At 58.4% G+C, this 19,900-nt stretch carries 16 protein-coding genes; 9 read left to right on the forward strand and 7 right to left on the reverse strand.

The features are described 5' to 3' along the window. Positions 1-3 precede the first annotated feature (3 nt). Both tsaE and EAW52_RS18835 read right to left on the reverse strand, forming a co-directional pair. Entirely contained in the window at positions 4-492 is a 489-nt protein-coding gene (gene tsaE / locus EAW52_RS18830) for a tRNA (adenosine(37)-N6)-threonylcarbamoyltransferase complex ATPase subunit type 1 TsaE (protein WP_122043574.1), read from the reverse strand. Further along, entirely contained in the window at positions 480-1,967 is a 1,488-nt protein-coding gene (locus EAW52_RS18835) for an NAD(P)H-hydrate dehydratase (RefSeq protein WP_122043575.1), read from the reverse strand. Before EAW52_RS18835 ends, tsaE begins: the two co-directional genes overlap by 13 nt. 58 nt (positions 1,968-2,025) lie before the next feature. Here EAW52_RS18835 and queG point away from each other — a divergent pair, with 58 nt between their 5' ends. Beyond that, positions 2,026-3,090 carry a tRNA epoxyqueuosine(34) reductase QueG gene (gene queG, locus EAW52_RS18840; protein ID WP_122043577.1) on the forward strand — a complete coding sequence of 355 codons (1,065 nt, stop codon included), beginning with the start codon at positions 2,026-2,028 and terminating at the stop codon, positions 3,088-3,090. Here queG and orn read toward each other — a convergent pair. Then, entirely contained in the window at positions 3,087-3,629 is a 543-nt protein-coding gene (orn, locus tag EAW52_RS18845; protein WP_122043578.1) for an oligoribonuclease, read from the reverse strand. The genes queG and orn overlap by 4 nt on opposite strands. A gap of 71 nt (positions 3,630-3,700) precedes the next feature. Beyond that, positions 3,701-4,471: a class I SAM-dependent methyltransferase gene (locus EAW52_RS18850; RefSeq protein WP_122043580.1), complete on the reverse strand. Its 771-nt coding sequence runs from the start codon at positions 4,469-4,471 to the stop codon at positions 3,701-3,703. Between the two features lie 128 nt (positions 4,472-4,599). On the opposite strand from EAW52_RS18850, the gene rsgA reads away from it, so the two are divergent. Continuing rightward, positions 4,600-5,619 carry a small ribosomal subunit biogenesis GTPase RsgA gene (gene rsgA, locus EAW52_RS18855; RefSeq protein ID WP_122043582.1) on the forward strand — a complete coding sequence of 340 codons (1,020 nt, stop codon included), beginning with the start codon at positions 4,600-4,602 and terminating at the stop codon, positions 5,617-5,619. A gap of 23 nt (positions 5,620-5,642) precedes the next feature. On the opposite strand, the gene motB is transcribed toward rsgA, so the two are convergent. Continuing rightward, positions 5,643-6,752, reverse strand: coding sequence for a flagellar motor protein MotB (motB, locus tag EAW52_RS18860; RefSeq protein WP_122043583.1), 1,110 nt, complete (start codon positions 6,750-6,752; stop codon positions 5,643-5,645). A gap of 12 nt (positions 6,753-6,764) precedes the next feature. Continuing rightward, the gene (gene motA / locus EAW52_RS18865) at positions 6,765-7,616 is read right to left on the reverse strand and encodes a flagellar motor stator protein MotA (RefSeq protein ID WP_010796910.1); all 852 of its coding nucleotides are present in this window, start codon (positions 7,614-7,616) and stop codon (positions 6,765-6,767) included. Between the two features lie 114 nt (positions 7,617-7,730). Between motA and EAW52_RS18870 the strand changes: the two genes are divergently transcribed. The 5 genes from EAW52_RS18870 to EAW52_RS18890 all read left to right on the forward strand — a co-directional run bounded on the left by EAW52_RS18870 (position 7,731) and on the right by EAW52_RS18890 (position 15,221). After that, positions 7,731-9,281 carry an HDOD domain-containing protein gene (locus EAW52_RS18870; RefSeq protein ID WP_122043584.1) on the forward strand — a complete coding sequence of 517 codons (1,551 nt, stop codon included), beginning with the start codon at positions 7,731-7,733 and terminating at the stop codon, positions 9,279-9,281. A 42-nt stretch (positions 9,282-9,323) separates the two neighbouring features. Further along, a complete protein-coding gene (gene rhdA / locus EAW52_RS18875) occupies positions 9,324-10,136 on the forward strand; it encodes a thiosulfate sulfurtransferase (protein ID WP_122043586.1) in 813 nt (270 codons plus the stop codon). 144 nt (positions 10,137-10,280) lie between these two features. Further along, positions 10,281-11,180 (forward strand): archaetidylserine decarboxylase, encoded by a 900-nt coding sequence (gene asd, locus EAW52_RS18880; protein ID WP_372238863.1) that lies wholly within the window; start codon positions 10,281-10,283, stop codon positions 11,178-11,180. Between the two features lie 103 nt (positions 11,181-11,283). Then, positions 11,284-13,080, forward strand: a complete 1,797-nt coding sequence (locus EAW52_RS18885; RefSeq protein ID WP_162997659.1) for a molecular chaperone — start codon at positions 11,284-11,286, stop codon at positions 13,078-13,080. 56 nt (positions 13,081-13,136) lie between these two features. Then, positions 13,137-15,221, forward strand: a complete 2,085-nt coding sequence (locus tag EAW52_RS18890; RefSeq protein WP_122043587.1) for an EAL domain-containing protein — start codon at positions 13,137-13,139, stop codon at positions 15,219-15,221. Between the two features lie 51 nt (positions 15,222-15,272). Here EAW52_RS18890 and serB read toward each other — a convergent pair whose 3' ends face one another. Continuing rightward, on the reverse strand, positions 15,273-16,469 hold the full coding sequence (gene serB, locus EAW52_RS18895) for a phosphoserine phosphatase SerB (RefSeq protein ID WP_122043589.1): 1,197 nt from the start codon (positions 16,467-16,469) through the stop codon (positions 15,273-15,275). A gap of 167 nt (positions 16,470-16,636) precedes the next feature. Here serB and EAW52_RS18900 point away from each other — a divergent pair, with 167 nt between their 5' ends. Further along, positions 16,637-18,199, forward strand: coding sequence for a HAMP domain-containing protein (locus EAW52_RS18900; protein ID WP_122043590.1), 1,563 nt, complete (start codon positions 16,637-16,639; stop codon positions 18,197-18,199). Next, positions 18,129-19,892, forward strand: a complete 1,764-nt coding sequence (locus tag EAW52_RS18905; RefSeq protein WP_256680642.1) for a C13 family peptidase — start codon at positions 18,129-18,131, stop codon at positions 19,890-19,892. Before EAW52_RS18900 ends, EAW52_RS18905 begins: the two co-directional genes overlap by 71 nt. Positions 19,893-19,900 lie beyond the last annotated feature (8 nt).

The following is a 19,900-nucleotide window of genomic DNA, read 5'->3' on the forward strand; positions in this document are numbered from 1 at the left end:
GCATCAAACTCCTGTGGATAGGGCGGCACGCCAGGCATCACCATGTGAGCCTTGAAAAACCAACTGCACGTTACGGCCGCCCGCATGCGGCGTAATGGTAATGTCCAGGTCCGGCTTTGGCAAAAGACCCATGCCCCGTTCAGGCCATTCGATCAGACAAAGGGCATCACCGGTGAAGTAATCCCGGATTCCCATGAACTCGAGTTCTTCCGGATCAGCCAGACGATACAGATCGAAATGGTAGACCCGGATCTCACCGATTTCGTACGGCTCGATCAGCGTAAAGGTAGGGCTCTTGACCGCACCTGTATGGCCTAGACCCCGCACGATGCCGCGTGACAAGGTCGTCTTGCCGGCTCCGAGATCTCCGTGAAGATAAAGCGTTCCACGGCCGCCGCTGGCCTGGGCTATTGTGCTGCCCAAGGCTGTCATGGCGTCCTCGTCAGGCGCGAACAGGGTTATCGTCTCGCACGAAGGCGTTACTGCAGACATGGATTGTAACTCTCTAAAAGCTGACGAACGGTATCAGGTAAATCACTGGCAGCCAGCCCTCGGCCATGCTGCCCCAGCAGCTCTCCCGCCCGGCCATGTAGCCAGGCGCCCAGGCAGGCGGCCTCGAACGCCGAGAGGTGTTGTGCCAGTAAGGCGGCAATAATGCCTGTGAGCACATCGCCTGCGCCACCGGTAGACATCGCCGGGTGACCACGCCCGCAGAGCGCCATGCGGCCATCCGGCGCAGCAATAAGGGTCCCGAGGCCTTTGAGCAGCACCACTGCGCCATAGTGCTCCGCCAGCTTTCGGGCTGCGGCCGGGCGTCGACTCTGAATCGTGGCAATATCGCTGCGCAACAGGCGCGCAGCCTCACCTGGGTGAGGGGTCATGATCCACTCGCCCCTGGGCTTGGTGACCGCCTGGCTGGCCAGCAGGTTGAGTGCATCGGCATCCCATACCTGAGGTATCTCGCGGGACGCCGCCACGCTGATTACGCTGCGGCTCCAAGCGCCCTGCCCCAGACCAGGCCCAACGGCCAGGACATCGGCCTTTTCTACCAGGGCCATCACTTTGCCCGCGGACTCGACACCTGCCACCATCACTTCAGGTCGACGTGCCAGCACAGGCGCCACATTCGAAGGTCGCGTAGCCAGGGAAATCATGCCGGCGCCGCAGCGGAGCGCTGCCTCGGAGGTCATGAGCGCAGCGCCGCCAGTGCCCTCATCCCCTCCAATGACCAACACATGGCCAAAGTTACCCTTGTGCGAGCTGCGCTTGCGCGGCTTAAGCTTGGGCAGATTACGGGGCGCCAGGCGTTGCGCCATGGCATCGGCAGGGTTCTGGGGTTCCTCAACCAAGGCGGCAAACTCGATATCGCCGCAGTAGTCAGGCCCATTGCCTGTCAACAGCCCGAGCTTGAGACCGATAAAGGTAATGGTAAGGTTGGCTTTGACGGCTTGCCCCCTGACAAAGCCTGTATCAGCGTTAAGCCCCGAGGGAATATCGACGGCCACGACCGGAAGGTCGCAGCTATTGATCTGTTCGATGGCCTTGGCATACGGCTCACGTACCTCGCCGGAAAAGCCGGTACCCAGCATGGCGTCCACTACAACACCTGTCAGCTTTACGCCCGCTCGCCAAGGCTCCGGGTTGATACCGGTACCCTTGGCCTCCATATATGCCTTGGCCGCATCGCCTTCGAGCTTTTCAGGGTCGCTCAGGTAATACACGTTTACCGGCCAGCCACTCCGCTGAGCAAGCGAGGCGATTAGATAACCGTCTGCGCCATTGTTACCGCCCCCGGCAAAAACAGTCAGTGCGCCCGCATCGGGCCAGCGTTGACGCAGGGACCGCCAGGCGGCTCGCGCGGCACGGTGCATAAGTTCGAAACCGGAAGTACCCGATTCGATCAGACGCGCGTCGAGCGCTCGTACCTGCGCAGCGCTATAGAGGGAAAGCGGCAGTTCGTCGTGCATGCGATACCAAGCTCCAAGGTCTGGCAAAATAGGTTCTCGTCAGTAACTTAAACACGTCATGTCTTCTTACGCACTCGATCTCGATACGCTAGCAGCCTCCATCAAGGAATGGGGTCGCGAGCTGGGTTTTCAGCAGACCGGCATTACCGGTGTAGCGCTGGGCGACCACGAAGCGTACCTCGAGCGCTGGCTGGCCGCGGGCTATCACGGCGAGATGGACTATATGGCCGCACATGGGCAAAAACGTTCGCGCCCGGACGAACTGGTGCCGGGTACGCTACGGATCGTTTCGCTTCGCATGGATTATCTGCCGGGCGATACCGACATGGCGAAGCGACTGGCGGACCCTGCACACGCCTATATCTCTCGCTACGCCCTGGGCCGCGATTATCACAAACTGATCCGCAAACGGCTGCAACAGCTGGCCGAACGTATTCAAGCCACGATTGGCCCGTTCGGCTACCGTGCATTCGTCGACAGCGCCCCTGTGCTTGAGAAGGCGCTGGCGGAAAAGGCCGGCCTGGGCTGGATCGGCAAGAATACGCTGGTACTCAACCGCAAGGCAGGCAGTTATTTCTTTCTGGGAGAACTCTTTACCGACCTACCCTTACCTGTCGATGAGCCTCATCCCAGCAATCACTGTGGCCGGTGCAGCGCCTGCATGGATATCTGTCCGACACAGGCGTTCGTTGCCCCCTATGTACTGGATGCGCGGCGCTGCATTTCCTACCTGACGATCGAGTTCAAGGGCTCGATTCCCGAGGAACTGCGCCCGTTGATCGGCAACCGGGTCTTTGGCTGCGATGACTGCCAGATTGTCTGCCCCTGGAACCGATTCGCCAAGCCCACCGCGCAACCGGACTTCCAGCCACGGCATAACCTGGACAACAGTGATCTGGTGACGCTATTTCGTTGGACGGAAGACGAATTTCTAAGCCGTACGGAGGGTTCGCCCTTGCGCCGGGCAGGCTACGAGCGCTGGCTGCGCAACCTGGCGGTGGCGCTGGGCAATGCACCTACCAGCATTCCTGTGGTCGAGGCGCTAAAGGTGCACCAGCAACACCCATCCCCACTTGTACGCGAACATGTGGAATGGGCGCTGGGTCGTCACGGCTATGCCTAGACCTTGATGAAATGCTTGCGGTAGTAGCGCAGCTCCTCAATGGAGTCACGGATATCGTCCAATGCCAGATGACTGCCGGTCTTCTTTACGCCATCACGGACATGAGGAGCCCATCGCGCCGCCAGCTCTTTCAGGGTTGAAACATCCAGGTTGCGATAGTGGAAATAGGCTTCCAGCTGCGGCATGTACCGATAAAGAAAGCGGCGGTCCTGGCAAATGCTGTTTCCGCAAATGGGCGACTTGCGCGCCGGCACCCACTGCTCAAGGAAGGTCAGGGTCTGGCGCTCGGCCTCTGCCATGCTGATGGTGCTTTCGCGGACCCGCTGGGTCAGGCCTGACTGGCCGTGCTGACGTGTGTTCCACTCGTCCATGCCGTTCAGAATCTCGTCCGGCTGATGAATCGCGATGACCGGACCTTCGGCCAAGGTGTTCAGCTCACTGTCCGTCACGATGGTGGCCATTTCTATGATCACATCGTTATCCGGATCCAGGCCGGTCATTTCGAGGTCGATCCAGATCAGGTTCTGGTCATTCTGCATGGCAATACTCCTTAAGCAATGCAGGCAGTTTAGCGGAATAAATACAGCTCGGCTGGCCTTGCGCCACGCCGTCAGCGTTGCCAGATGAGAATTTTTGACTGGCGCCAGTCATTCAGCTCGATGACCTGCCGGGGAGGCACACCCGGAATCTCGAACGTGTTGCTGATAAACAGCGCACCCGGACGCATTTCGGCCTGCGCTTTTTTCCATAGATCAGGCATCGGGGCGGGCGAGAGAAAACAGTAGACAACATCGTATTCAGCCAGATCGACTTTCCAGAGGCTCTGATAACGAATCCGACAGTTACGCCGCGGTAGGCAGCGCAGCCAGGAGAGCAGAAAACTCATCGGCGCGGTCTCGACGCCCGTAAAATGGCTCTTAGGGTGTAAACGCGACAGATAGACGAGCGTTCCGGCCAGACCGCTTCCCAGGTCGATGAAAGACACCTTGTCTGATCGTTCAGCTATCAGCTCACTGAGCTTTCGCTGTGTCTCATGCCCGGTCAGATAGAGCGGAACCCGTTCGGTCAGGCTGTTCCAGTTCAAGAGCAGAATAACGAAAAATCCTGCGAGAAAGACCCAACCGGGAATGGCATAACCGGCGAAGGCAACCAGGGCTGGTACGAAAGCCAGATTGATGAAGAGCCACCAGCGGTGCAGGCCCATCCACTGCCCAAGCGCTGCGGCCAGGACCCCTTGCAGGCACGCCGCACCGATCAACGGTGCGCGGTAATGGAGCGTAACCAGACCAACCTGTAGAACAATCCAGGTAACAAGCAGTGCAAGCACCTGCACCAGTAATGCAAGGATAGCGGGATATCGGCGGCGTAAGGTGTCGAGCATATGGCCAAGTCATAACAGCGGATAATGCTGTGCAGTCTAGCCAAGATCCGACCGCTGGACGATCTCTGCCCCGGCAGACGAACCGCCTGTTAGACTTCATCTTTACTTCAGGTTTATCGAGCTACTTAATGGCCAAACGCCACCTCACTCGCCGGCAAAGCTGGCGTATTGAAAAGATTCAGACCGAACGTGCGGCTCGCGCCGAGCGTCGGGAGTCCCGGTTGATCGAAGAGCTTGAGGGTGGCGACCTGGGCCCGGAGTTGACGGGTCGGATCATTGCCCACTTTGGTGTACAGGTAGAGGTGGAGGGCGAAGACGGCCAGCTCCAGCGCTGCCACCTGCGCGCCAACCTGCCAGCTCTGGTGACGGGAGACCGGGTAGTCTGGCGGGCGGGTAATCAGGGCATTGGCGTTATCGTCGCCCAACTGCCTCGAATTTCGGAGCTGTGCCGTCCCGACATGCGGGGTGTCCTGAAGCCAGTTGCGGCCAACGTCGATCGATTGATCATTGTATTTGCGCCGATTCCCGAGCCCCACAGCAACCTGATCGACCGCTATCTGGTCGCAGCTGAGCATGCCGGCATTCAGCCTATTCTACTGTTGAACAAGGCTGATCTGATCGATGAAAGTAATGCCGAGCGGATGGATAACCTGCTGGGCATCTACAACAACCTGGGCTACCCCTTGCTCGAAGTATCGGCGTTGAACGGCCTAAGCCTGGACAAGCTGAAAGAGACGCTCGATGGACACATCAGTGTTTTCGTAGGGCAGTCCGGTGTAGGCAAATCATCGCTGGTAAACGCCTTGTTGCCGGGCGTGGACACGCGTGTCGGGGCGTTGTCCGAGGTAACCGGCAAAGGAACGCATACGACCACCACGGCCCGCCTATTCCACTTCCCGGGCGGCGGCGATCTGATCGACTCACCCGGTATCCGCGAGTTCGGCCTGGGTCATGTAAGCCGTCAGGATGTGGAAGCCGGCTTTATCGAGTTCGCCGACCTTATCGGACATTGCCGCTTCCGTGACTGTAAGCATGACCGGGAGCCGGGCTGTGCTTTTCTGGCGGCGCAGGAAGAGGGTCGAATTCACCCTCAACGCATGGCCAGTTACCGTCACATTATCGCCAGCCTGCCCGAACCTGAGTACTAGGTCCGGGCAGACCCTCTTTGCCGCTAGGGCTTAGGCGGCGGGCTCATTTGCAGAGCACCGTCGTCGAAGGCATTGATTTCCTTCTTCAGGTCGATGCCCTTGAGCGGGTTGGCCAGATTACTCGTAGCCTTCACGCTGCCGGGGCTACCGGTCGAGGCACCCGTGTCGCTGCCTGCCGGAGCCTGGCCCGGAGTCGCGGCCGGCGGGGTGTCGGCTTGGCCGCCATTGTCACCCTCGATGGCTTTCTGAGCCTTCTTGGTCAGAACAACAATGTCGATACGACGGTTGACCGGATCGAGCGGGTCCTTGCGGTCGAACAGCGCTGATGAGGCATAACCCACCACACGTGCTACCTGATCCTCAGGATAACTACCTGCTATCAGAGCCCGACGTGCTGCGTTGGCACGAGCAGCCGACAACTCCCAGTTACCGTAATAACCTTTTCCTACGAATGGCTTGGCATCGGTATGGCCGCTCACACTGATCTTGTTTGGTACTTCCTTGATCGTATCCGCCATGGCCAGCAGGATATTCTCGAAGTACATCTTCAGCTCAGCACTGCCCGAGTCGAACATTGGCCGATTTTCCGCATCGACGATCTGGATACGCAGGCCGTCCTGAGTGATCTCGAGTAGGATCTGGTCCTTGAAACGCTGCAGATCCGGGTTCTCGTTGATCTTGTTCTGCAATTCCTGCAGGAGCAGTTGCAGGCGCTCCTTGTCGATCTTCTCCGCGATGTTCTCGGCCTGCTGAGCATCAATGCCGCCCGCATCAGCCGGACTCGGCTTGGTAGTCTGGTCGATCTGCTCCTCATCAGTGCTATCAGGTGAATCCGGCGTCTTGGGGTCATTTTCCATCGTCGGGTTCAGCGTCTGATTGGGAGACGCCGTCGGCGTACCGCCAAGGTCGATCACATAAGGGCTTCCGCTTTCCGTAAACCCAATTGGGTCCTGAAAGTAGCCTGAAATGGCGATCCGCTGCTCGGGAGTGGTCGAAATCAACAGCCACATCACCAGGAAGAACGCCATCAGGGCTGTCATGAAGTCGGCGAAGGCAATCTTCCAGGCGCCGCCATGGTGCCCACCTTCAACTTTCTTGACGCGCTTTATGATAATGGGCTGGTTGTTATCCATGACGGCTTAACCTCACGCGCCGCGCATTGCTTGCTCAAGCTCGATGAAGCTTGGGCGATGGGCGGGATACAGGACTTTACGACCGAACTCGACAGCCACGGTTGGCGGCATGCCCGATGCGGAAGCAACCAGGGTGGCCTTGATGGACTCGAGAACGTTCAGTTCTTCCTTGGCGTCATGCTCGAGCGAGGCAGCCAAGGGTGCAAAGAAGCCGTAGGACGCCAGAATACCCAGGAACGTACCTACCAGGGCAGTACCTACGCTCGCACCAATCTTGATGGTGTCCCCTTCGGCCAACAGGCCCATGGTAATTACGATACCCAGTACCGCTGCCACAATACCCATGGCTGGCATACCGTCGGCGATCTTGGCTACGGCATGAGAGGGGTGCTCAAGGTCAGCCTTGGTGCTGTTCAGCTCCATGTCGAATAACCCTTCCAATTCGTGCGGAGCCATATTGCCAGACGACATCAGACGCAGATAATCAGTGATGAAGGCTGTCATCCGTGCATCTTTGAGGATGGCTGGGTATTTGCTGAAGATTGGGCTTTCGTTAGGCTCTTCAATATCGCCCTCGATGGACATCATGCCCTCACGACGGCTCTTGTTGAGGATTTCGTAGAGTAGCTTGAGCACGTCCAGGTAGTACGCATGAGTGAAGCGATGACCAAACATGGACAAAGACTTCTTAAACACGATCTTGAAGGTGCTGCCCGAGTTGGCCTGTAAAAAGGCACCCAACGAAGCGCCACCAATCGTCAGCACTTCGTAAGGATGCACGAGAGCCATGATACTGCCGCCCGATAGCACGAAGCCTGCGAGTATGCTACCGATGACAACGATAATGCCGATGATCTTGACCATGATTTTCAAACACTTCTAGTTAAACAAGGGCCCACAAAGAGGCTGCTGATTTAGTTATCGGATAATCTGCGCCAGACTGTAGGTATTTCTGTAAGCCATTCATGCGAGCTCTCTATGTCCATTACTACCGCTCGTCCAAATACGCTCGACGCCTGGCTGAAAAGGCTGGAAAGCGTACGTTTATCCGTACCCCAGGAAGTCAAGGAAGATGTCCGCAGGGCTCTGGCCAATGGCAACAAGACCGTTCCTGAAATTGCCGAGGTGGCGCTTCAGTCACCGATCCTGTCGCTGGTGCTGCTAAGGGAGTCCAACCGAAGCCAGCTTGGCCGGGAGAATCCTGCGGTTTCGCTGGAAGTAGCCTTGAGCCGGCTCGGGCTGGGTCCCACTGAGTACCTGTTATCGGCACTTCCGTCGGAAGCTAAAGAGAAATACTCGCCAGCCCTTTCGCAGCTCTTGTTGATCAGCGAACACGCCATGGCGCAGGCCAATGGCCTCTTTGGCAATACCCTGGCTCGCCTGCGCCAGGAGGTTCGTCTCTCTACGCTTCTGTTCCTGGCGCCCGTGTGGCCACTGGCTCAGGCTTATCCAGAACTCTGGGAAGAATGGGAGCAACGGGTACTGGGCAACAACGAGCCGGCCATCACGGTCGAGCAGGAGCTGCTTGGCGTACCCCTTCTGGACCTGTGCCTGACCCTAGCCGAGCGCTGGAGCCTGCCCGCCTGGGTTGTAGACGGATATCGCCTGCTGGTGAAAGATCGTCGCCGGCTGGTCAAGGCGCTGCACATTGCCCACAACGATGCCCATCCTCTTCAGCAGCAACAGCGCCTGGATGAAGACTTGCCGCTACGTCGGTGGCTCACCCAGCCCGGCAATACAATTCTGTTGGCGAATGGCCTAGCCGTGGCCGCCCACCAGAGCTGGAGCAACCCGCACATCCTCCGCTGGCAACGGCTGGTCGGCCTCTATATGCATGAGTCGCTGGATCATATTCAGCAGGTCACCCATCAGGCCGCCGCGCAGCATGCTCGCCAACAGTTCATTCCAGGCCTTTGGCATCCGGCCGAAGCCCTGATCTGGCCCTGGGATACAAGACGCCTGCAGTCAAACAGGAAGGCAGCACCTGACACCCAATCAGCCGCGGCCAATAACCAAACGACAGGCGATGAACTAGACGCGTGGCGTCGGCACTGTGCGGAACTGGTAAAGACGCCCAGTCCCTTTAGCAACGGCATCCAGCTGACGGCTTGCGCCAGGGATGCCTTGGCGGCAACCGGCCTGCCACGCCTGCTCCTGTTGACACCCGATGCGGACCAGACAGTGCTCATGGCCCAAGGCATCCATGGCCTGCCCGAAGCAGCCAAGGGGCTTCAGCTGCCTATCAACAATCATCCCCTGCTGCGCAAGTTGATGAGCGATCCCGCCCAACTCCGTATTACCCCGGAGAACAGCGCTCAGTTTCGCCCTCACCTGCCTGGTAATCTGCAAGCCCTGTTTCCACACTCACACATGGTGCTGCGCTCGATGGGCAACAAAGGTCGCGTTTCGATGCTGGCTATCATTGACAACGGGGGCGAGCCGTTTTCCGAGCGCGACCAGCAGGCTATCAATAAAACCGTCACCTGCATCGAGCGTGGCGTGACGAGTTACGCCCAACGACTCACATGATCGCTACAATCGAACCCATGATTTCAGACCGGATGACCTGATATGTCCTTTACAGACCTGCCGCTCGTGATCGAGCCTGCCGACCTTGCCGCCCGCCTCGACACGCCGGAGCTGATTCTGGTCGATCTATCCAGCGCTGCGCATTATGCCGAGGGGCATGTGCCCGGCGCCCACTTCATTGCGCCCCAGCGTACACAATTGGGCAAACCTCCAGCGCCAGGGCTTCTCCCTGAAAAAGCCGACCTGGAAATGTTGTTCAGCGAACTGGGCCATCGCCCTGAGGCCGTTTATGTCGTGTATGACGACGAAGGCGGTGGCTGGGCAGGACGGTTCATCTGGTTGCTGGATGTGATCGGTCATCACCGCTACCATTACCTTAACGGCGGCCGTCATGCCTGGATCGAAGCGGGCCTGCCATTGACGCAGGATGTGCCACCGCCGGTGGATACGCCGGTTAACCTCACGCTGCATGATGAGCCTACTGCAACGCGTGAGTACCTGCAGAGCCGCTTGGGTGCGGAAGATCTGGCCATCTGGGATGCACGCGGGCCACAGGAATATCGAGGCGAAAAAGTCCTGGCAGCCAAGGGCGGGCATATCCCGGGCGCCATCAATTTCGAGTGGACGGCCGGCATGGACCCGGCACGTAGCCTGCGTATCCGCAGCGATATGGCCGAAACACTTAATGTCTTGGGGATCACGCCCGACAAGGAAGTGATTACCCATTGCCAGACGCACCACCGCTCGGGATTTACCTATCTGGTCGCCAAGGCGCTGGGCTACCCCCGAATCAAGGGTTATGCCGGCTCCTGGGGAGAATGGGGAAATCATCCGGATACACCGGTCGAACGCTGATAGCGGGTTTCCAGCGGCGAGCCGAATGGCTGTACAATAAAACGAGATCCGGGTCACAGCAATCTGATCCAGCCTTTTCTGTTTTGCCTTGTCTGGCCTCGCCCGCGGGTTCACGCTTCATATATTGCCGCTCAAGGACACACCATGAATTTGAAAGACCGCCTGTTCATTCTTAGCCAGCACGTACTGCCCCATCACTTCCTGTCACGGTTGATTGGCGGCTTCGCCGAATGCCGGATGCCCTGGTTCAAGAATGCCCTGACGGCATGGTTTGCCCGTCGCTACGACGTGGATATGCGCCAGGCTCAGGTCGAAGACCTGACGGCATACGAAAACTTCAATGCATTCTTTACCCGCAGCTTAAAGCCAGATGCACGTCCGCTACCGGAAGATCCGACAGCCATTGTCAGCCCGAGCGACGGCGAAGTCAGCCAGATCGGCCAGGTCGAGCATGGCCGTATTTTTCAGGCCAAGGGGCATAGCTACAGTCTGCTGGAGCTTGTAGGTGGTGATGCCCAACGGGCTGCACCGTTCATGGGTGGATCGTTCGCGACGATCTACTTATCGCCCAAGGACTATCACCGCGTACACATGCCCATTGCCGGCACGCTGAAAGAGATGGTGTATGTACCCGGGCGAATCTTTTCGGTCAATCACCTGACCGCCGAGAATGTTCCGGAATTGTTTGCCCGCAATGAGCGTGTCGTGTGCATCTTCGATACCGAACGCGGTCCGATGGCCATGATTCTGGTCGGTGCCATGATCGTGGCCAGTATCGAGACCGTTTGGGCCGGTATGGTGACACCACCCAAGCGCATGTTGAAAACAACACGTTACGACGAAGCGGCACGTGCGCCCATTCATCTGGAAAAAGGTGAAGAAATGGGCCGTTTCAAGCTGGGCTCCACGGTTATCGTCCTGTTTGGCCCTGATCAAGTGAACTGGGCTCAGGAGCTAGGCGCCTTCAGCACGGTCAATATGGGACAGCAGATTGGCTCGCCCAAGGTCGCCGAGGTTATCGAGCCTCTGTTGGGAGACGTCTGACACCTGCGACACAGGGACGCTAGCCCGATACCGCTGGCGTCCAGTAGTTGAATATTGGGGATAATGACTGTTATCGCCGCTCAGTCTGGAGAACCGACAGTCAATGGATAGTAAAGGCCCTCAGCAGTTGCTGCGGGTACCGACGCCCACGCAGCGGAGCCTTACGTTCTGCGAAGCCAGCCCCGCCGGATTGAAACGCTGGCTGGACCAATTGCCGCGAGCAAAGCTCGGGGAAGTGGCGCGTCTGTTGTACCAGGGGATGCTGGAAATCAACCAGCTGATCCAGCCGAACGATCAACGTCTGCGCATGCTTGAGTTATTGCGACCGGAAGTGAACCGGACGTGTGTCATGCTCGAACGCCATGTTCTTGACCAGCCCATTGTGCTGGACGAGCGCTCACGCAAGGTGGCCAACCTGTGTCAGGCGCTACAGAACCATATGGCGGCAGGCTACAAGTTAGTGGTGGTCGACGAACTCAATACGCCCTCGCGTGATCGGGCCAGCCTGTTGCCATTGGCCCTACAGCGCGCCATGAAAGGCCTTTACGGCCCGCTGATTCGCGCAGCCCAATTGTATACCCCAGCAGCCGATCATCTCTGGCTGGAGCTGCATCAGCTCTTCCAGATCGCCCTGCGTCTCAATCTGCAGGGCCAGCGTGTACGGGACGACCTACTGACGCGCCCTGATGGCCAGAGTTTGCAGGAGGCCTATGCTGTCCCGCTGCTATTTGGGGCAGCGCGGTGTAACCAGATGCGCCAGCGTCAGATTGCCCAGCTGGTCGAGTACCTCGATCAATGGGCAAATCTCGTGCAGATAAAACCCGCTGACCAGCCAGGCGTACTGTTTGTAGTCGCACCTCAGATCGATGCGCCGCCACGTTACCGAACCCTCCTCAAGGAGGCCAGCCTGAGCGGCCTGCTAGGCCTGTCAACACAGGTATTGGTCAGCCAGATTTCTGATTATCTGGCATTGCCGCCGGAGGAGCGCAGCCGTGCACGCCTGCCAGTGCAGCCGGACATCAGCACGGACCTGCTGCAACACCTGCGCGCGGCATGGGGCCAGGAATCCGACCGGGCCTTTCAGCGCACCCCGGGTCAAGGACGCCTGGAGATCTGCATTGGCATGAGTGCGCTGCACTATCACCTTTCGGGTCGCGTAGCCTTTGCCCAGACGCTCAACCTGCCGGAACCGCCCAAGTCCAAGCCGGACTTTGCCCCGGCCGAGAAGACGTCGGATGTATGGTCACTGGCCTTCGATGCCGAGCACAATACAAGTTTGGACGCGCATGAGGAAATCCACTACGACACGCCTGTGGATGTGAAAAGCGAACAGATTGAGCTGGATAAAACCTACCCCCTCTTCTCGCTGCCCATCGTCAATCACAGTCCGGGCGGCTACTGCGTCAGCTGGCCTGGGGAAGTGCCGGACCAACTGCAAGCGGGTGAAGTGCTGGGGCTGCGCGGCCTGAACGAGAACAGCTGGGGGATTGCAGTCATTCGCTGGATACGGCAGGTCCCTGGCAGCGGCACCCAGATGGGCGTTGAGCTGCTGGCGCCTACGGCTCGCCCCTGTGGATTGCAGCTGCTTCGCAAGACCGAGCAACATAGCCAATATCTGAGGGGCCTGCTGCTTCCAGAAATCAAGGCCATAGACCAGTCTCCCTCTCTTATTGCCCCGCGTCTTCCCTTCCAGGAAGGCAGCAAGATTCAGATCAATCAGAAGGGAGTCGAGCAACAAGGCATGCTGACAAGACGTCAAAATGCTACCGTTAGCTTCAGCGTCTTCGAATACCGTCTGCTGGAGCAGGCGCGACCGACGCCAGAAACACCCAGGCCGGGAAGCCAGGGACCGTCCTCCAACACAGAGGACGATTTTGACTCCTTATGGAAGTCTCTGTAGATTCCAGCCTCTTCGATTATTAACCGCTTTAACTGTCCGGGTTCATACGTAGACCTATGGCTATCGAAAAGAAGACCATCCGCCTGCTCATTGTTGAGGAGTCACAGAATGAAGCCGAGCGACTGGTAAGTCTGTTTCGAAATGCGGGCTGCGCAACCCGGGCACAGTGCGTCACAGAGCCGGACGAGCTGGCCGCTGCACTTCAGCAGAGCTGGGACCTGCTCATTGCGGCGCCCAACTGTGAAGAGCTTTCTCCTCACGAGGCGCTCAAGACCATCAAGCGCCAGGCCAAGGATATTCCGGTTATCCAGCTGGTCGACCCTGAAGAGCCCGACGCGATTACCCAGGCGTTACTGAATGGGGCTCAGGATGCCGTTCCGCTGGGTGAAGACGAACGACTCGTGCTCGTATCCCGGCGCGAGATTGGCAATCTGGAAGTGCGGCGTGCCTATCGCACCGCCGAACTAGCCCTGCATGAAGCAGAAAAGCGATGCCAATTGCTTTTGCAAAGCTCCGAAGATGCCATCGCCTATGTCCATGACGGGATGCATGTTCATGCCAATCCCATTTACCTGCAGCTCTTCGGCTATACGGATGTGGAAGAACTGGAAGGGATGCCGGTCATTGATCTGGTGGCAAGCGATGATCAGCAGGCGTTTCGCGATTTTCTCAAGCAATATTCCAACGATCCCGAAGCCAACGGCACAGCCCGCTTCCTCTGCCAGGGCTTGCGCGCCGATGGCTCTACCTTCACGGCGGACATGAGCTTCTCTCCAGCCACCTACGAAGATGAGCCCTGCATTCAGGTTGTCATACGTGACGGCAACCAGAACGATGCCGAGCTGGAAGAAAAGTTGCGGGAAGCTACCAGCGTAGACCCTGTCACCGGCCTGCTGAATCGCACCCGGCTTGTAGAGGCGCTGGAAGCGGAAATGGAGAAAGTGGTCCAGCACGGTCAGACAGCCAGCTTCGCCTACCTGCAGCTGGACCGGTACGCGGCCATCCTTGCTGAAATCGGTATCTCCGACATTGATGCGCTGCTGGCCGCCCTGGCCAACCAGCTGAAAGAGCACTTCGCACCGCCGGCGGTGCTTGCACGGTTCAGCGACGATGCATTTGCCGTCCTGGTTCAGGGCAGCACTGCCGAGCAGCTTGAAAGCCGCCTGAAACCACTGCTCCGTCAAGCGGTGTCACAGCCTATCGAAATCAACAAGCGGGCCTTGCAACCCTCCTATTCCATTGGCTTGACGGCTCTTGATGAGCAGACCGTCAATGCGCACGAAATCATGGACCGCGCTCACCGCTGCGCCCTGGCGATTGCTAAACAGGGCGGTAATGCCATCAAACGATACGACCCGGCAGAAGAACTGGCCGCAGCAGCCAGCCGAGGCAGCCTGATTGCCATTGTGCAACAGGCGCTGGAACAGAGCCGTTTCCGCCTGCTCTTCCAGCCACTCATCAGCCTGCGTGGTGACAGCCGCGAGCACTATGAAGTGCTGCTCCGCCTGAACAATACTCAGAACGAAGAAGTACCGCCGGCCGAGTTCTTCCGGGTAGCGGAAGAAAGCGGACTAAGTGCAAAGATAGACCGATGGGTAATCCATAACGCCATCAAGGTATTGGTCGACCACCGCGCCCGTGGGCACGATACCTGCCTGTTCATTCACCTGTCCGCCGCCTCGCTACAGGACGCAAGACTCCTGCTCTGGCTGCAGGCGGCCTTGCAGGCCGCTCGCTTACCGTCTGAATCCCTGATCTTCCAAATTAGCGAGGCCAATGCTCTGGCTCACCTCAACCAGACCAAGATCATGGCCAACGGCCTGAAAAAGCTGGGGCATCGCGTCACTCTGGGTCAATTCGGCTGTGCATTGGCGCCGTTCAATATTCTCAAGCAGGTTCCAATCGATTTCCTTAAGGTAGACGGCTCGTATGTCCGCGACCTGGGCAATCCGGAAAACCAGGAAACGCTGAAAAACCTCATTAGCGGCATTCAAGAGCATAAAAAGCTGTGCATCGTGCCGTTCGTTGAAAACGCCACGATCCTCGCAACGCTCTGGCAGTCTGGTGTGAATTACATCCAGGGTTACTACCTGCAGGAACCCAGCCAGGCAATGAACTATGAATTCGTCGCAGACGAATAAGCGGCAGACATGAAAAAGCCGGCAATAGCCGGCTTTTCTTTCAGCGCCTGATCAAAGCACGTGGTCTCGGTCTCTGACACCCAGCAGATACAGCACGCCATCCAAACCCAGTGTTGTAATTGACTGGCGCGCCGACTGACGCACAAGCGGCTTGGCGCGAAAGGCAACGCCCAACCCGGCCAGACCCAGCATAGGCAAGTCGTTTGCCCCATCCCCTACGGCAATGGTCTGTTCAAGGCTCAGCCCTTCCTTCATAGCCAGTTCACGCAGCAGATCGGCCTTGCGCTGCGCGTCCACAATGGGCTCTACTGCCACACCGGTCACCTTGCCGTCCACTGTTTCCAACTCGTTGGCATAGACATAATCGATGCCCAGCCGAGCCTGGATCTGGCGGGCAAAGTAAGTAAAACCGCCGGACAGGATGGCGGTCTTGTATCCCAATCGCTTGAGCTCGGAAAACAGTCGCTCGGCGCCCTCGGTCAGGCGCAGCCCTGCACCGATGTCTTCGAGTACCGTTTCAGGCAGGCCGTTGAGCAGGGCGAGTCGCTCCTTGAAGCTGGCCCTGAAATCGAGCTCACCGCGCATGGCTCGCTCGGTGATGGCGGCAACCCGCTCTCCGATACCAGCGGCCTTGGCCAGCTCATCAATGACTTCCGCCTGGATCAATGTTGAGTCCATGTCGAATACGGCCAGTCGCCGATGGCGGCGGAACAGCGTGTCAGCCTGAAATCCGATATCCATCTCAAAGTTCTGGGTCGCAGTGAAAAAGGCAGCCTTGAGCCCCTCCAGATCCTGCGGCTCACCCGCCAGCGTAAATTCCAGCGCAGCACGCTCCCTGGCGTCAGGTGCCGACAGCCGCTCGATACGCTCAATGGTCATACCGTGGGACTCGACAAGTTTGCTCACATGTTGAACCTGGTGGGCGTCCAGCTGGCGTCCCATAAGCGTCAGGATATGGCGAGGAGCCAACTCGTTGGCCTGCCACGCGGCATAAGCCTCTGCATCCAGAGCAGCCAGGTGCACTCTGGCCCCCACGGCCGCAGCGCGTAGTTCGAGCGCTTCACCCAAGGCAGCGGCATCAGCGCCTTCGGGCAACTTGATGAGCAACGCAAGTGTTACGGCCCCCTGCACACGACTCTGACGAATATCCAGCAACGCTGCGCCTGACTCGGCCACTACGCTCGTCAATGCAGCACTCAAGCCGGGTCCGGCATACCCGGTGCTGGTAATGAGAAGAATGTCTCGCAAGGCGCAGCCTCCACCAAGGGGTCAAAAACCCGATTCTACCTGTTTCCGAAAACGGTGCAGAACCACCCATACGCAGACGAGTGGTTGACGGACTCGGTTAGTACGCTTTAACGACTTCTGGTCGCTGGTTATACTTCGCCCCACATTTTTGCCCAAAGAATTCACCAGTGACCCGGCACGCGACCGTCAAGCCCGACAATTTCTTCGTTCTGCTGTTTCGTGCAATGCGCCAGCGCCGTGTTCCTATCGCGCTCCGCATTGTTTCCCATAGCCTTATTCTCGTCATCGCCGCCCTGGTGATCTATGCCGTTGTCGTGGCCTTGCAGTTCCGGCATGCCATGCAGCAACAGGCCGATGCCGTAGGTCAGACGCTGGTTACCCAGACGGCCGCCTCAGCGACGGAGCTGCTGGTATCCAACGATACGCTGAGCCTCAACGTGCTCTTGGGTAATCTGGCGCGTAATCCGCTGGTTGCCCACGCGGCAGTGTTCAGCCCGGATAATCGTGTACTGGCCGAAGCAGGCACCCGCCCGACGCGCAATCTTCTGGGCGAGGCGGAAGGCATCTACTCCACGTCGATCAAGTTTCAAGACGTGACCACTGGCCAGCTGCGTATCAGTCTGGACATGAATCAGTTCCAGCAACCCATGGTGATCAGCCTGCAAAATATGGGTTTGTTGGCGCTTATCCTGTTGATGCTGACTCTGATTCTCAGCCTGCGCCTGGGCCGTAACATTTCCACGCCCCTGCTGGAGCTGCGCGTCTGGCTGCGTGACCCGGATGATCCGGCTCCCAGCGTTGGTCGTCAGGATGAAATTGGTGACTTGGCGCGTCAGCTCCAGACGCGGTTGGTCCCGGAAAAACCCAAACCGGCACCGGTTAAATCGTCCAAGAAAGCCAAGGCAGCAGCTCCGGTAGAAGGCGACGAGGACAACCCGTTCCTCGATGAAAGCGCCGGTATCAAGGTTCGCTCCACCTCACCACGCAAGGCTACCGCAGCCGCCAAGAAACCGGCCAAAGCACCGGTGACTACCGAAGACGGTGACGACGAGTTCGACGAAGACGCCTTTGCCGATGTCATGCCGGACGAGGCAGAAAACGAAGTTGTAGAGACAGCGGCAGCCGCCGAGCCCGTTACACCGGCCATGGCGTCAGAACCCGACATCGTTTCCAGCGCGGTACTGGCGATCCAGCTCGGGTCTCAAGAGCAGTTACGCAAGCTGCCCCGCACGCGTCTGGTCAGTCTTCTGGAACGTTACAGGGATTGCCTGGAGCAGGCCACCTCGCTGTACAAGGGTGAACTGCATAGCCTCATCGATGGCGGCAGCCTGATCCTTTTCCACGAAACCCAGGGCGAAGATGATTATCTGACTCATGCCTTGTGCTGCGGTGAAATCATGCGAGCGCTGGGCCATGCCCTTCAGGTCGAAGTAGCCGACAGCGGGATCACGCTGCAACTGCAGCTGGGTCTGACGCAAGGCGAACGTCTGGTGAACCTGAAGCTGCCCGAGCTGCTCAATAACGATACGGTCCGGAACGCTATCGCACTCAGTCGGCACAGTCGCAACCTGCTCCTGGTCGAGCACAGCATCGCCGATGATGAATTGCTGCGCCAGCGTGCCCGAATCCGCTCTATTGCGAGTCCAGAAGGTGCCAGCTGTGTCGAACGCCTGCTTGAACCCTATTCGTCTACCCTTGAACGCCATCTGGTTCGTCTCGAATCCCGTTAAAGCCGGCACACGCCGGCTGGCGGCCCGCATCCATCAGGGCCGTTCCCTCTGGATGGTAAGGCCGCCCTATCGGGCGACCCGAGCGCTTCTTCCCCTGGGGCTCGCCATGAGCCTCGTAATTCTTCCCGCCCCTTTCGCTCAGGCAGCCGAGATCCGTCTGCCGGATGGCTCGGTCTACCACGGCGATGTGGAGCGCGGACGCCTACAAGGTGAGGGGCGCCTCGATTGGGCCAATGGCAACTGGCTGCGTGCCTCGTTCAGAGACGGCCTGGCCGAAGGCCTGGGCGAGCAGTTTTTTGTGGATGGCACCCGCTATCGAGGCCGCTTTCACCATGGCCTCTATGAGGGCCAAGGGCAGCTGACCTCCCCCAGCGGACGTTACGAAGGCTCCTTCCACCGGGGGATGTACCATGGCAAAGGGGTCTTGGAGTCCAATGACGGCTGGCGTTACGAAGGTGATTTCTTCGAGGGCCGCATGCAGGGCCGCGGCGCGCGGACTGAAAGCGACGGCAGTCAATATAACGGCATTTTCACGGATGGCCGCCTGAACGGCAGAGGTCAATGGGTCGATCAAGAAGGCAATCTGTACGAAGGCAACTTTGTTGACAGTGCTTTCTCCGGCCAGGGTCGCTATCAAAGCGTAGATGGTAATGTCTGGGAAGGGTCCTTCCAGAAAGGGGAAATGACCGGCCAAGGCAAGTACCACGGCAGCGATGGCAGCCGTTACAGCGGCAGCTTCAAAAGCTGGCAGTACCATGGGCTGGGGCAATACACCGAGGCAGACGGCAGCGTGTATATCGGTGACTTCCTGAACGGCCAGTTCGATGGCAATGGCACCTACACCCATGCCGATGGGCGCCGCGAAAGCGGGCTCTGGAGCGAAGGCCAGTTCATCCGCAGCGATGACGGTGTTTACCAACCTGACCCCATGGAAGTTGCGCTACTAGAACAAGGCGAGCGCCTGGGTCAGGAACTCAATAATGTCCGTCCCTCTACGGCCAGTACCGAGCTTTACGGTATTACTCTAGCAGGCGATGGTGATCAGCGCGTGTTTCAACGTGAAGCCGATTATGTCGCCAAGCTGATGGTCAATCGTTTTAATGCCCGTAGCGTGGTTCGCCTGATCAATCAGCGTGATCTTAAAAGCGTAACCCCACTGGCAACGCGAGAAAATCTTCATCGCGCCATTGCCACCCTGGCCGAGCGCTCAGGGCCTGAGGATTTGATCTTTGTCTACCTCACCAGCCATGGCTCCTCCGACCATCGTTTATCCTTGAGCGAACCGGGTCTGCAACTGGCCAGCTTGCCGGCCATTGAGTTTGCGTCCCTGCTTGAGCCGCTGAAGAACCGCGACAAGATCGTTGTCGTTTCAGCCTGCTACAGCGGCGGCTTCCTTCCCCCGTTGCAAGATGACCATACCATGGTCATTACCGCCTCACGTGCGGACCGGACGTCTTTTGGCTGCACGGACGAAGCGGACTTCACTTATTTTGGGAAGGCCTTGTTTGCAGAAGCCTTCCAGGCAACAGACGATCCCGAGCAGGCATTTTCGATCGCCAGCAAGCGTGTCGCCGAGCGCGAGGCGGCACAAGGGTTCGAGCCATCGGAGCCGCAGATCTGGGCGCCGCCTGCTGTTCTGAAAAAATGGCAGGCCTATCGCGCCGGATCAATCAGCCACGTTGCAGAGCAATGAGCCTTTCG

It is taken from the genome of Pseudomonas sp. LTJR-52 (assembly GCF_003691465.1).
Taxonomy (GTDB): domain Bacteria; phylum Pseudomonadota; class Gammaproteobacteria; order Pseudomonadales; family Pseudomonadaceae; genus Chryseomonas; species Chryseomonas luteola.